This is a genomic window from Sulfitobacter sp. CW3, from assembly GCF_019392245.1.
In the GTDB taxonomy this organism is placed as follows: Bacteria; Pseudomonadota; Alphaproteobacteria; order Rhodobacterales; family Rhodobacteraceae; genus Sulfitobacter.
Genome location: NZ_JAHXRL010000002.1, coordinates 532,844 through 547,019 on the forward strand (window position 1 = coordinate 532,844; position 14,176 = coordinate 547,019).

Consider the following 14,176-nt stretch of genomic DNA (forward strand, 5'->3'; position numbering starts at 1 on the left):
CATCACTCCCCAAAGCTTTGATCGACAAGATCGCGGGTCAGGCGGTGTTCGCCCTTAACGATCAGATTTATCAGGTTGTCGGTCAGAGCGATGGCAAGGATCGCGCCGCCAACCACCATCACCGATTGCGGTATCCAAAGGGCCGTGGCGTCTTGGGCTTGGCTGATCTCGTTGAATTTCCACGACCAATAGACGAACCAATAGGCGTAATAGGTGAAATACCACGCAATCGCCGCAGCCAGCCCGAAACACCAGATGTCCAGCAGCCGCTTTGGCCCATCGGGCAGCGCGTTCAGCAGGATAGACACACGGATATGCGACCCGCGGTTCAACGCATTGGCAAAGGCAAGAAAACTGGCCCCTGCCATGGCGTATCCGGCATAGCTTGCGGCACCGGGGAAAACTTCACCCGTCCAGCGAGCGACCATTTGGACGACGATCAGCAACAGGATCGCGACCAGACACATCGCAGCCAAAGCCCCCGAAATCAGGTAAAGTGCATCAAGCGATTTGCGCAGGGCTTTCATAGGGGAATCTCCGTTCGGCGGAAAGAAACGGCGGCCCGTTTGAAGGGGCCGCCAAAGGGATGCTTATTGCATCGATTTGTAACCATCGACGATGGCCTTGCCGTTGTCACCAGCAGATTCCAGCCATTCCAACGTCATGGTGTCACCCACGGCACGCAGGCCGGTCATTAGTTCTTCGCTTGCGGGTTCAACCTTCATCCCGCCAGTGCGCAGACCGTCATAGGTGAACTGGGTATAGTCCTTGGAGGCCTGCAAACCGCGGGCTTCAGCCTCGGTTGCGCAGGTGGTGATGACGCCCTTGTTGGCATCAGACACGTCCGACCAGACGTCGTTGTTCACCATGACATAGTTGCGCGGCAACCAAGCGTCGACTTCGTAGAAGTTGGTCAGGCTTTCCCAGACCTTTTGGTCATAGCCTGTCGCACCCGACGAAATCATCGATTCAGCAACGCCTGTGGCAAAGGCTTGGCTCAGTTCGGCGGCTTCGATCGTGACGGGCAACATGCCTGTCAATTCGGCAAGACGGCTGGTCGCGTTGTTATATGACCGGAACTTGACGCCTTTCATGTCTTCGACGCTGTTCACGTCTTTCTTGAAATACAGACCTTGGGGCGGCCATGGCACGTTATAAAGCAGCGTCAGGTTTTGCTCGGCCAGCAGTTCTTCGATCTTGGGTTTCGCGGCCTTCCACAGCGCAGCGGAATCGTCGAAGGACGGCGCAAGGAATGGGATTGAGTCAAAGCCAAACAGCGCGTTTTCGTTCTGGTGACCGGACAGCAGGCGCTCGCCCAGTTGTACTTGGCCCGTCTGGATGGCGCGTTTGATGTCTGCGCCGGCAATCAGCGACCCGCCGGGGTGAACGGTAATCTCGATCTCTCCGGCAGTGCCATCGGTCACGCATTTCGCGAATGCCATACCGTTTTCAGAATGGAAGTTGGACGCGGAATAAGCCATCGGCATGTCCCACTTTTCGGCGGCCAGTGCGGGCAGCGCGCTAGTCATCGCGATCGCAGCAGTCGCCACGCCGGTCATCAGTTTATTGGTCAGTTTCATGTCACTCTCCTTGTTGGTGATTTGGTGGTTCAGACGTTGCTGAACCGTTGTGGATGATAGGGTTTCATGTCCGTATTCGTCGGCTGATCCATGATCATGCCTGCAATCAAGCGGCCGGTTTTTGGCCCGCCGGTCAGCCCGATATGGTGGTGCCCAAAGGCCGTGTAGACCCGGCTGGTGCCAACCTGCCCGATCAGGGGCAGGCTGTCGGTGGGGGCGGGCCTGTGCCCCAGCCACTCGATTTCATTGCTGGCCTTCAGGTGCGGAAACGCCGCCTTGGCCTGACGGCGCAGCAAGGCCAGCGGTGCCTTGGACGGGCCAGCCTCAAGCCCGCCGAATTCGAGGATACCTGCGCAGCGCACACCTTGGGCCATCGGGGTGGCGACGAATTTGCCACTGGCGATCATAACGGGGCGCGAAGGGCCGCCTGTCGCGTTCTCGAATATCACGTGATAGCCGCGTTCGGATTCAAGCGGAACGTTCAGCCCCAGCTTGGCCATCAGCGGCTTTGACCAAACCCCCGTTGCGAGCACGATATCATCACAAGCCACGGTGCCCTGCGTCGTCTGCACAGCGGTCACAGTGCCGTCGGTCAGGTCGAAATCCTTGACCTCGGCCTGCATTATCGTGCCGCCAGCCTGCTCAAACGCGCGTGCCAAAGCGGCGACATAGCCCCCCGGATCGCGGATAAAACCGTGATCCTTGAGCGTGGCCAAGCAGGTGATTTCAGACCCTAATGCAGGCTCATAGTCGCGAACAGCGGCCCCTTCGATCAACTGGGGGACAAACCCGGCCTGCGCACGCAGCGCCCATGTATATGCCTCGGCGTCAAAGTCTACGCGCTGGCGATAGGCAAAAACATAGTCGCTGTCGGTCACCCAATCGGACAGGCCCAGATCGGCGGTCAGGCTTTTGTGCTGTTCAACGCTGTCGCTGACAATCGGGGCAAGTGCCGCTGAAATGCGCCGTGTGTCGGTGTCATTGGCATAGCCCATGTATTTCACCAACCACGGCAGCAGACGCGGCAGATAGGACAGGCGCAGATACAGCGGCACATCGCGGTCAAGCAGCATAAACGGTGCCTTGTGCAACAACCCCGGTCCGGTAACCGGTGCAACGCCCGATGCCGCCAACACGCCAGCATTGCCATGCGACGTGCCTGTACCGGGGCCGGCGCGATCAATGATCGTTACCTTTGCGCCGGCACGCTGCAGCCAAATGGCCGCAGAAACGCCGACGATCCCCGCACCAATCACGGCGACATGGCGGGGCATCAAAAGGGCTCCCGCTGACAAGGTTTAAGCTTACGCATGGTCATGATTCCTTTGAAATCACTCTGGCAGAGAAATGCAATACGTCAACAAAATGTTTACAAAATGACATCGTAGCGCAAAACGGGCCGCGATGGTGCCCATAAACCGTGCTGTTTATTTCGATTTCGGCGCGCGCAGCCAATCATCGTCAAAGCTGACCTGAGATACGCCAGCCAGCTTGGTTAACCGCATCAACTCAGCCTCGAACGCGCTTTGCTTGCCCTTGCCCCACCGTGTGCCCGGCTCGGGCCAAAGCGCACGCACCACCAAAGTGTCGCGGTCGCGAAACGCCTTCATGTCAACGCGGGCAATAATGCTGTCGCCTTGCAGGATCGGAAAAACATAATAGCCATAGATGCGCTTAGCCTCGGGGACGAACATTTCCACCCTGTAGTTAAAGCCAAACAATCGCTCCGCCCGCTTGCGGTCGCGCAAGGCCGGATCAAAGGGGCTGAGCACGCGCAACCGCTGCGTCGGTTCGATCTGCAAGGCCGGATCATTCGCGATGTCGGGGCGGGCAAAAGCCCCACGCGTTTCGCCACTGGCACATGTCACCATGATGGGCTGCAATCGTCCATCGGCCAGTTCACGGGCCACCCAATCCTTGGCCTCTGCGGGGCTGATGTGATCCCAAAATGCGGCCAGCTCGGTATGGGTGGCAAAGCCCAGCCTTTCCAGCGCGCCGTTGCAGCACCAGTCAATCGTCGCCGTATCATCCGGTGCCGCAGTCGCGTCGCACAGATGGGCCTCCAGCACCCGTTCGGTCAGGTCATAGCGTTTCTGGAACCCGTCACGTCCAATGACATGCAATGCCCCGGTGCGCCAAAGATATTCCAACGCGGTCTTTGACGGGTGCCAATCCCACCAGCCGCTGTTGGACCGCTTTTCATCCTTGCCCACATCGGCAGAACAGACAGGGCCCTGTTCGCGGATCTGGTCCAAAAGCTTATCAAACTGCGCTTCAAAGTCGTGCTTGTGCCAGTTGCGATACCGCTTGCGCAGGTTTTCCGCATCGCGCCGACGGCGCATTTCCCAATAGGGGTAATACGCCATCGGGATCACCGCAGCGTCGTGAGTCCAATGTTCAAACAGCGCGTTATCGTTTTCATAAAGCCGCTTTAACCCGCTGGGGCGATACCGCGGCTTGCGGGAAAACAGGATCAGGTCATGCGCCCGCGCAACCGTGTTGATGCTATCCAACTGGACGAAGCCCAAGCCCTGAATGACCTGCAACAGCGCATCACCTTTTGCGTCGCCTTGCGGCGCGTCGCTTAGCAAATGACGGTGTAAAAACAGACGCCGCGCGTCCTGATTGCTGAGCGTGAGAGTATTCATCCGCTACGTTTGCGGCGCAAGGTATCCCCCAGTGAAAGGGTTGGCGTCATTGTAACATGGGTTTGCAGATCAGGGTCTGGTTCATCCAGCGTATCGTTCAAGATGATCTGCGCCGCTGCACGGCCGATTTCAGCGCGACACGCATCCATCGTTGCCAGCTGCCGCGGCAACCCTTGCAACAGCTCGACATTGTTAAAGCCCGCCAACCCGATCTGACCGGGGATATCGATGCCTTGGTCGATCAAGTATAGCAGCCCCCCGGCCCCGATCATGTCGTTGGAATAATACAGGAAATCCAGATCGGGCGACCGCTCCAGCATCTCTTGGGTCATCTCGCGGCCCTTGGCCAGCGCTGATCCACCGGAATAAAACGCGCGGTCCTCGATCTCGATCCCCGCCTTGGCCAGACCTTCGGTGAACCCTTCGAACCGTTTACGGGCGCGGTGGTCCAGCGGCATCTTGGTGCCCATGAACCCGATATGCTCGTAGCCTTCTTTCAGGATCGCCTTGGCCATTTCCTGACCGGCGCGACGGTGCGAAATCCCCACGACGGCGTCAATCGGACGTCCGTCGACATCCATGATCTCGACCACAGGAATGCCTGCGTTTTTCAACATGGCGCGGGTCGCCTCCGAATGCTCAAGCCCCGCGATAATCACGCCTGATGGCCGCCAGGACAGCATCTCGTACAAGACGCGTTCTTCCTTTTCGGGCATGTAATCCGTCACCCCGACAACAGGCTGCAGCGGCGTATCCTCGAGCACCTGATTGATGCCATTCAGAACCTCGGGGAATACCATGTTCGACAGCGACGGAATGATAACAGCGACAAGGTTCACCCGCTGCGACGCCAGCGACCCTGCGATCTGGTTGGGCACGTACCCCAGCTCTTTTGCGGCGGCCAAAACCCGCAGGCGCGTCGCCTCTGACACATCGCCCCGTTTGCGCAACACGCGGCTGACTGTCATCTCGGATACACCGCAGGCATCAGATACATCACGAAGCGTTAACGGGCGTTTTGGGGTCTGTGACAAGGGCAATATCCTACTGTTCAACCAGAGTTTTACGCTAACGTAGATTGTGAGCATGGCGCAAGGCATCACGATGCCGCGCCCCAAAACCACCACGCCACTTTTTTGCGGGTGACGCCCCCACTCCGGCTTGCTAAAGCTAGATCGGCGGCCCCGTGGCTCAACTGGATAGAGCAGCCCCCTCCTAAGGGGCAGGTTATTGGTTCGAATCCAATCGGGGTCACCAAAAACAGGACCTATTTAAATACTGCCGCTCAAAAGTCTGAAAAAACCCTCGACATCATTCGATCGGGGCGTAAACCATACGACTGCTCAAATCCGTATGTAAAAATGGTGAGCCCGTCCGGGTTCGAACCGGAGACCTACTGATTAAAAGTTTGTATTTCGAGCTCAACTACACTTTCCCACGCCGCGCCACAACACACCATAACATACTGTTAATATTTAATTTAATTTGATCTCCCCTGTGTTTATGTTAATCTAAACTGGCACATGACAGCATGCTCGGTGGTAGCTGAGTGGTTGCTATGGCTCATTTAGAAAAATGACGAGGCACGCCATGAAATTGACCAAGCGGCAGATAGAAAACTCTCACTGTGATCCAAGCAAGCCCACATATCTTTGGGACAGTTCTCTGGCTGGTTTTGGCGTAAAGATCCTACCGTCAGACAAAAAGCGATACATATTCAAGTATCGGCTACATGGCGGCGGACGACGTGCACCAACACGGTGGGTCACAATTGGCAGCCATGGTGAGATACCACTGGAAAGCGCCCGCGACATTGCCCGTGAGTTTGCAACTGCGGTGGCCCGTGGTGAAGACCCACAAGCCGATAAGATGGCAAAGCGCGAGGCCCCATCGCTCACTAATCTTTGGGAGCGCTTTGACGCTGCTGATATGAAGCGACTTAAGCCTGCGACTATACGCGACTACCATTCCTTGTGGCGCAACATTCTTGAGCCAAACCTTGGAAAGCGGAGGGTCGCTGATATCTCTCGTTCGGATGTGGACCGTATGCACAGCGCCATGAGCGACATACCCTATCAGGCAAACCGCTCGGTTGCCGTTTTGTCAAAGATGATGTCCTTGGCAGAAAGTTGGGAATGGCGGCAACAAGGCACAAACCCCTGCCGCTACGTTCGTCGACACGCGGAAGGAAAGCGTGAACGGTATATGTCGCAACAGGAGCTGGAACGATTGGGCGTGGCCCTGTCCAGCCTTGTAGAGGACGGCCTCATCTGGCCTGACATGGCGAACCTGTTTCGGTTGCTTTTGCTGGTTGGCGCACGTCGCAGCGAAATATCAAACTGTGAATGGGATTGGATCGACTGGAACCGAAGAGTCATTGCCTTGCCCGACAGTAAGACAGGTGCAAAGCCGCTATTTCTCAGCAATGAGGCTGTTGCTGTTCTCGAAAGGCAGAAGATCACGACACGGCATCAGTCGTCCAAGTTCGTATTCCCGGGTATCAAAGCAAGCCAGAGCATCGTGAACCTTGCGAAACCGTGGAAGGTCATTTGTGAAGAAGCCGAGCTTGATGACCTGCGAATACATGACCTCCGCCACACTGCTGCAAGCGTTGCTGTCGGCCAAGGCGTAGCGCTTCCAATCATCGGGCGCTTGCTAGGACACACTCAAACGCAAACAACCGCACGTTATGCACATGTCGATGCCGACCCTGCGCTTAGGGCGGCAGATATCATAGGGCAGGCAATTGGCGCTGCTATAAAGTAGTATTTAGGCGGAATGCCTTCACGAATTAATTTCACCATAAGGTTGTATTCCAATAACAAATGAGACCAATATTGAGAATAATATCAAAACTCCGGTTGCACCCTTCATGACGCATAACTGTCAGCGACTGCAGAAACTTAAGTCCATTTTTTAGGAACTATTGCCGTGCACCCAACCTATATCGAAATCGCTCAAGTTTTCAGTCAAGATCAACGCTACACAGTGCCACTTTTTCAAAGGCCTTATGTTTGGAACAAAGAAGATCAATGGGAACCTCTTTGGAGTGATATCCTAGGTGTCCTTGGTCGTTTACAGCGACGGAAAGACGACGCTGTAGTCGCGAGTCACTTCCTGGGGACAATAGTCCTAGAACAGCGGCAAACCCCCACAGGAAGCCTGCCAAAGCGCGAGGTCATTGATGGCCAGCAACGCCTCACCACACTTCAAATACTACTGAAAGCTGTTGAGCACGCCATTGGCGCAACTTTGGAAAGTAGCCCCGAAGATGAGCGTGACGCTATTGAACTGGCGAAACGGCAGATTTCCAAGCTTACGAAAAATGATGCACTTGGCGAAGAAGTTTACAAAGTTTGGCCGACAAATGAAGACCGCAAACCCTTTTCAGAAGTGATGGATGCAATCGGGTTTTCAGCGGCCACCGTCAAAATCAGCCGAATGGCAAATGCCTACCAATACTTCTATGATGCCGCTGGGCAGTTTTTAGCCAGTGCAGACAGCCATGCAGAAATGGCTAAACTCCTTTCGGAAGCGGTCAGAAACTACATGAGGCTCATCGTTCTTGACTTAGACAAGGGTGATGAACCGCAAGCCATCTTTGAAACCTTAAACGCCCATGGCACGCCACTACTTCCAACTGACCTCATTAAGAATTGGCTACTTTGGGAAGCCGCACGGCAAAAACTTGATGCTACCCCATTATATGAAAGTTACTGGTGCCTCTTTGATCGCGACCACGACTATTGGAGAGCGACCGTTGGGACAGGCCACGCTGCTCGTGCAAGGGTCGACACATTCCTACAAAACTGGTTGTCGAAAGAGACTGGTGAAGCCGTCTCTGCGAAACACTTATATGATTTGTTCTTACGCTACGCGGAACGGCTACAGCCAAACACTGGTGCGGTCATTGACGTTGCAAACCTGATGGAGAAGATCCACATTGATGCATTGCGCTTCGAAAGGATTGATAAGCCCTTAGGCAGCACGCGTTTTGACGTGTTTTTGGAACGACTCAAGCGCCTTGGTATCGTTGTTTTCCACCCCTTGTTGCTTGAGGTGATTGCACGAACGGAAGAGCATCCAGAAGACACAGATGAGTTTGGCAAGATTTTGGAAAGTTATCTTGTGCGTAGATTAGTTTGTGGAGCTCAAACCAGAAGTTACGGTAGCCTTTCCCTGTCGATCCTCAACACACTGCGTGAACACCCAGAGATGATGGCCAGCGAAGTACTACGTGACGCGCTATCATCGCTGACAGGCGCGGATGAGTGGCCTTCAGATGAGGCATTCCGCCATAGTTGGATAACAAGGCGTTTCTACGGTTATTTCAAACGCGACAGGGTCTTGATGATCCTACAAGCTCTTGAACACAAACTGCAAACTGCAAACGATAAAGCCGAACCAATAATCTCGTTTGACTGGTCGCAACTACAAATCGAACACATCATGCCTCAAGCATGGGAAGCTCACTGGCCCCTACCGGAAGGTATCAATGCGGAGGCGCGACGATTGAATGTTCAAGGTATTGGGAATTTGACTTTGGTCAGCAAGAAGTTGAACCCTCGCCTGTCGAACAGCCCATGGAGCGCCCAAGACAAAAGCCAAACAGACAAAAGAAGTGGATTGCACGATCACACAATGCTAATGATCAATCGAAATCTGCTAGATGAGTTCCCTAATTGGAACGATGAGGCCATTCAGACCAGAGCCAAGAATATCTTTGACGACGCAAAGGTAATCTGGGCTCGATGAAGTAGAAGGGCAGTGATCATCAGCATTGTATTATAGTGCATAGTGAGCCGTGTCCGCCGCCCGGTAATCCCCCACGGGGGCTGCAACTGACCCTGCCAAAATAACACTCAGGCGCACCATGAGCTTGTGCAAAAGGATAAAATAGGCTAAAAAACGCTTCTTAAGCACATTGTCGGGTTTGGCCTAAGTTGGTCTCGCTTCCACAACAGTATCGTACAAACCAATCTTTGTCAGTCCAGAATGACTGTCGAGGCCACTGTACGATAGAGACGCATCTTCATACCTACGGAATGCAAACACAGCTTGGTTCATGTGTTCAGTATTGAAAACCTTCAAGCGAACCAACATGTGAAAATCTGCGACGGTTAGGCCCGTTACTCTCAAGAACAGGTCAGGCTCCAGCTTGGTGATCACGTCCTGCAATGTATTCTCTCGAAAGTCGGTCAAATACATGAACGCTGGAATTCGCGTTGCAAACTTTACTAGCTTTTCTTGAACGAGCTTTCGTTTCGATTTGAACTCCCGCTCTTCCGCAGTCAATTCTTTATTCTCTTTAGCAGTAAGGCCATCAGATTTAGCCTTTTTCTTGAGGTCTTTAACTTTGTCGCTTTTGTTGATGATGGTCTCGATGACGTTGTCGCCAAGAGCACGCCACCCCTCAATCCGCTCGACTACGGCCATTGCCGCAGGGTTATTCATGATGCGGCGCAAGGTATCATTGTCTACGTTCACCAGCAGGGCGCTTTCCCATTTGCGGGCCAACAAAGTTGCCGAAGTGCCTGCCATTGCGATATCGAGGATGCCGCCAGCATCAATCTGGGTCATATTGGCCCCATCATAAGCCAGCACAGGAAGAAACGAGACCAGATCACGGACTGCATTCTCGGGGTTTGGCTCGTTAGGCGACAAGCCAATACCGTACTCTGACAACTGGCGAAGCGCTCGGGTCGGCGCAAAGTCGAAAACAAAACAAACCGGTTTCAGTATTTCTTCCTCGTTCGGATTGTCCCCATTTGGGTTCTTAATCGTCCACGGAGACTGTACACGGAATGCGGCTTGGAAATACGTTTCAGGTGATTTGAGGTTCCTCAGCATCAAGATTGATGACCACTGCTTGACGGTCACACCAGTCGTTAGCTTGCCGCATGACAGTGTGATCGACTGGCTGTCAAAGCCACTTCCAATGGCCTCACGAACAGGCGGCAATGCTTCTAGCCCCATGCCCGCCGATGCGCCCGCTGAGACGATGACATCATAATCATGCCAGAAGGTGTTTTGGCGTTCGCCCAAAAGGCTCTTCATCGCGTGGCACGCCGCGACATTTGGCATGAACCAAAAAGCGTGCTGCAGGTAGGGCAGCAACCGTACATCGGAATAAGGGAACGGGGGGCGTGACCCCGTTTTTAAGTTTTCCAAGGCATGTGCGCCGTACTGCCCTCGGATGATGTTTAGCCAAGTCTGGACTTCGTCTTTGTGTTTGAATTCCGCGGCGGAGTCCGTGCCGGTCGCGGCAAAGAACTCGTTTAGGTCGAACTCGTCAAACTCACCTGCGCTAGCGATTGCCAACAACTCATCTGGCATTTGATAAGTCAGCAAGCGCATCTGAGGGAGCCCGCCGTATGGGTTCCACTGATTGGGATGATCACGGGCAAACTCTGCTTTGGCCCTTTGCTCATCCGTGTAAGTCCAATTAAAGATTTGCTCTTCGATAAACTCCCCTGTGGAAAGGGCTTTGAACGGTGTGCCTGACAAATAAAGGTAGGCACGGGTTTTGATGGGCAAGAATTCCGTCTCTGCTTCCAAAGGTTCTTGATAGTCGGCAACATGCTTATTGTAGGTGCTAGGATCATCAAGCAGCTTCTCTTCACGCTCGATGGCCTCTTCTTCACCTTCAAACAGTGCCTTAGCGGAATCACGCCATGCGCCGAAATGGTATTCGTCAAAAATCACGAGGTCCCAATTCACCTCATGCAGCCATTCATTCCGCGCCTTGATGTGGCCCAACGTGTCCTTGCCCAATAAGTCTTGGAATGATCCGAAATAGACGACGGGCTTGTGGTCGTCGATCTGCGTGGGGTCTGCGCCTGATTGACGTGAGAGATACTGCCAGCCGTCAAAATCTACGTGGCTTTCCAGATCGGTTTGCCACGCGTCCTCAACTGCGGGTTTGAATGTCAGCACTAGAACCCGTTTTGCACCTAGTTTTTTAGCGAGCTGATAACTTGTGAATGTCTTGCCATACCGCATCTTGGCATTCCAGAGAAACCGCGGGACGGCGTTCTTTTCTTCGGACCACCGCGACAGGTAATATTGGTGGGTCTGCTCTACGGCCTCTGCTTGTTCACGGCGCATAGGGAAATCTTGGTGATGTGTTCCTGTACGCCTTAGGCCTGTTCGCAGCTCGTTTAGGACAGTCTGCACGTCTACAATGGTGCAGTGCATCCACTCAAGGGCGGGGTTTTCAAAACCTTTGGCCTTTAGCGCGTTGCGCACCTCGTGGTCCGTGATTATCGACCCATCTTCGCGCTCGGCAGGTTCGTCTAACTCAATCCGGTAGTTAGTGATGGCTGCTGTGCGCAACTGTTCGGCCACCCTCGCTTTAACATCCCGCGCCGTTTGCCCGACTTTGAGCTGCCCCGCGTGACCAGTATCCTCAATTGAATAGGCGTAGATGCGTGGGCGGGCCTTAGGACGTTCTTCAAGGATGTCATCGACAGTTGACTTAGGCATAGACTGCTTCAAAGCTCCATAATCTTGATCTGTGCCTTAACATGTTCCTGCTCTTGCTGAGTAAGGTCATACTTCGAAAAAAGCTCATCATCGGTCCATGTGCGATCCCATGACTGCAAAGGAACCCAGCTGTAGGTTGAGTGTAGTCCGTGTTGAGTTATTTTGCGCAACGACACCAGAAAACGGAAAAGACGTGTCGCATAGTATGACTGTGCGCTAGCCATTTCGCTTTCCTCTCCAAGACGCAGAAACAGATAGGATTGCGTGCAAACAGATGGCGAGGGGGCCATCTCTGGCCTTCCTAGAATTTGATGAGGTATCGCGTCCCCACCGTTGTACGCTTCTGGAACTAATAGTTTAAACGTATCAATAGCAGCAGCGTTTTTCTTTATCGTTTCTCTCGCGACGAAACCAACTTTGCGCTTCATTTTGCTGATGTAATAAATTGGAATGTCGTCGCTTCGAGATTTGGCCCGAATTCCGCTAAAGTTCGATGCGATGCCGAACGGAGTGTCGCGAGAGAGAACGGTCGTCAGCGACACCTCTTTTTTTGCAAGGACCTTTTTCAGAATTGTCGCTGATAGCGGGTCGCGAACGAAAACATCGAATTCCGCCAAGTCGCGTTTAGAAACCGTGGCATGTCCACCTCGCGTGACGGTAACATTACACAGTCCGTCGTGCTCTCCAGACCAAAGAAAATAGCAGACGCCGCCCTTGATCTCGACCCCTGGGAAAGTTTCTTTAGAGTCAGGGAAATCAACAAGTTCTTGTAGCTGTTTCTTGCCCAACATTGCTCCTCGAAACTCATTGAGGCCTCGTCCGCCAGCAAGCCAGCGCGAGGGAATAACCATACTCAAATAGCGCGGTTCTAGTCTTTGTGCCTGTTCTACAAATAGATGGTAGATTGATGCATCGCTAGTTCCGCCAGCTGCGCCGGTCATTTGATAAGGGGGGTTTCCTATTACTACATCGAACTGCATGTCATCTCCAAAAAGCTCGCCAATCCGAGACTTGACGTCATCAGTATGAATGAACTCATATGCGTGGCTTTCATAATCATCTCCACGTTCAAAGATTTTTCGGGGGGCACCGCAAAAAATACATTTTTTCGCGTCCCATGTATGCTCACCCCGTTCAAACCAAACATTACCGGTCTCGGAATCAAAACCGCGCGTTATTGAGTGGCGACCATTGGCGTGCTTGGAGCAATAAAGGCTGCGCCGTGCCAACATTGCCGTCAGCTCTGTAATTCCAATGCCGAACACCTGCCGCGTCAATATATGATCAACACGGGTTTGCAGGTCTGGTATGTGAGCTTCAAGCCCTTCGATCAAACGTTTCGCTATTTCCCGCAAGAACACACCGGATTTGGTGAAGGGATCAAGGAATGTCACTTCAGGGTTTGCCCAAATGCTCTCCCCGTCGTTGTCGACCGCCCAAGCCTTTGCCACCGTGTCGAGCATGCGCCCCGCAAACTCCGGCGGAGTGAACACCTCATCATTCGACAGGTTTGCGATACATGACAAAACATCGGGATTTCGTCCACGAAGAGTAAAACTTGCTTGGCTCATACATCAACCTCAGCGACAGGTTTACCCTGCGTGGCAAGTTCATGGATCGCCATAGGTGGATAGGTCTTTGTCGGTTTGAAAAGCTCTGCCGTGCCAAGCCCCGCAAAGAGCGACCCTTCGGCATTAAAAGCGGACGCTCCCGTCAAAACATCGAGGCGGAAGTCGCGCCGCTGGAACTTGCCCTTCCCGATGTACCCCCACTCAGCAAAACTAATCGGTGCACCTTTAGTCGTTTGCATGGTCAAGGCATCGCCATGCACAAGATTGGCCGACAGCACGTGTGCAGCAGCGAGGGTCAAGTCATCTTCGGGCGACAGCGACAGGTAGCTCATCAGAACATCTAGCAAATTCGCTTTGCATTCCGCGATGTTGTCCTCGAGCAGCTCAATTCCATAGGTGCACATCAGGCCGAGTAAGGCATATTGACGCTTATCAAAGTCGGACCGCGCAAATTTCAGCTCAACGGCAGCGAGTTTGCGCTGAAGAACAGGTACAAGAAAGTTGCCACTGCCGCACGCAGGTTCCAAGAACCGTGCGTCGATCCGCTCCGCTTCGCCCGCAACAAGGTCAAGCATGGCTTCAACCATCCAATCTGGAGTGAAAACCTCGCCATGGTCTGCCACGCGTTTTTTTGATCTGATTAAGCTCATATTACTAGTTATTGCAGAAGCAATTGAATTCTCAACCGAATAGAGAGCCAATCAGATGCTATTCGTACAAGTCGACAACAAATGCTTTCGCATGTTCAGTCACCAAACCTCACACCGCGCTCTAACCGAGCCTTGCAACGCTGAAACGCCTGAGTGACGAATTGGAGCTATCCATGCCTGAATTTCTACTGTTGATTGAGACTTCGCTGCAAGAGAGACAGACGCAGAAATGCGTCCGTTCA

Annotated in this window: 10 protein-coding genes and 1 tRNA gene; 3 read left to right on the plus strand and 8 right to left on the minus strand. The window is 53.4% G+C overall.

The window, feature by feature from the left end; translation table 11 throughout:
- Nucleotides 1-2 precede the first annotated feature (2 nt).
- From KZZ06_RS06020 to KZZ06_RS06040, 5 genes are all read right to left on the minus strand, one after another.
- A complete protein-coding gene (locus KZZ06_RS06020; protein WP_219579131.1) occupies nucleotides 3-527 on the minus strand; it encodes a TRAP transporter small permease in 525 nt (174 codons plus the stop codon).
- 63 nt (nucleotides 528-590) lie between these two features.
- Nucleotides 591-1,580: a TRAP transporter substrate-binding protein gene (locus KZZ06_RS06025; RefSeq protein WP_219579132.1), complete on the minus strand. Its 990-nt coding sequence runs from the start codon at nucleotides 1,578-1,580 to the stop codon at nucleotides 591-593.
- Nucleotides 1,581-1,609: 29 nt separating this feature from the next.
- The gene (locus KZZ06_RS06030; RefSeq protein WP_219579133.1) at nucleotides 1,610-2,854 is read right to left on the minus strand and encodes an FAD-binding oxidoreductase; all 1,245 of its coding nucleotides are present in this window, start codon (nucleotides 2,852-2,854) and stop codon (nucleotides 1,610-1,612) included.
- Nucleotides 2,855-3,007: 153 nt separating this feature from the next.
- Complete coding sequence (locus tag KZZ06_RS06035; RefSeq protein WP_219579134.1) at nucleotides 3,008-4,228, minus strand: winged helix-turn-helix domain-containing protein; 1,221 nt, start codon at nucleotides 4,226-4,228, stop codon at nucleotides 3,008-3,010.
- Nucleotides 4,225-5,262 (minus strand): LacI family DNA-binding transcriptional regulator, encoded by a 1,038-nt coding sequence (locus tag KZZ06_RS06040; protein ID WP_219579135.1) that lies wholly within the window; start codon nucleotides 5,260-5,262, stop codon nucleotides 4,225-4,227. Before KZZ06_RS06040 ends, KZZ06_RS06035 begins: the two co-directional genes overlap by 4 nt.
- 146 nt (nucleotides 5,263-5,408) lie before the next feature.
- On the opposite strand from KZZ06_RS06040, the gene KZZ06_RS06045 reads away from it, so the two are divergent.
- From KZZ06_RS06045 to KZZ06_RS22700, 3 genes are all read left to right on the plus strand, one after another.
- Nucleotides 5,409-5,485: transfer RNA gene (locus tag KZZ06_RS06045), tRNA-Arg, on the plus strand.
- Between the two features lie 333 nt (nucleotides 5,486-5,818).
- Nucleotides 5,819-6,994 (plus strand): site-specific integrase, encoded by a 1,176-nt coding sequence (locus tag KZZ06_RS06050; protein WP_219579136.1) that lies wholly within the window; start codon nucleotides 5,819-5,821, stop codon nucleotides 6,992-6,994.
- A 165-nt stretch (nucleotides 6,995-7,159) separates the two neighbouring features.
- Nucleotides 7,160-8,983 (plus strand): DUF262 domain-containing protein, encoded by a 1,824-nt coding sequence (locus KZZ06_RS22700; RefSeq protein WP_219579137.1) that lies wholly within the window; start codon nucleotides 7,160-7,162, stop codon nucleotides 8,981-8,983.
- 183 nt (nucleotides 8,984-9,166) lie between these two features.
- Here KZZ06_RS22700 and KZZ06_RS06060 read toward each other — a convergent pair whose 3' ends face one another.
- Genes KZZ06_RS06060 through KZZ06_RS06070 form a run of 3 tightly spaced genes read right to left on the minus strand, consistent with a single transcriptional unit; the run spans nucleotide 9,167 to nucleotide 13,934 of the window.
- Nucleotides 9,167-11,713 (minus strand): DEAD/DEAH box helicase family protein, encoded by a 2,547-nt coding sequence (locus tag KZZ06_RS06060; protein WP_219579138.1) that lies wholly within the window; start codon nucleotides 11,711-11,713, stop codon nucleotides 9,167-9,169.
- Between the two features lie 8 nt (nucleotides 11,714-11,721).
- Entirely contained in the window at nucleotides 11,722-13,284 is a 1,563-nt protein-coding gene (locus tag KZZ06_RS06065; RefSeq protein WP_219579139.1) for an Eco57I restriction-modification methylase domain-containing protein, read from the minus strand.
- Nucleotides 13,281-13,934, minus strand: coding sequence for an N-6 DNA methylase (locus tag KZZ06_RS06070; RefSeq protein ID WP_219579140.1), 654 nt, complete (start codon nucleotides 13,932-13,934; stop codon nucleotides 13,281-13,283). Before KZZ06_RS06070 ends, KZZ06_RS06065 begins: the two co-directional genes overlap by 4 nt.
- Nucleotides 13,935-14,176 lie beyond the last annotated feature (242 nt).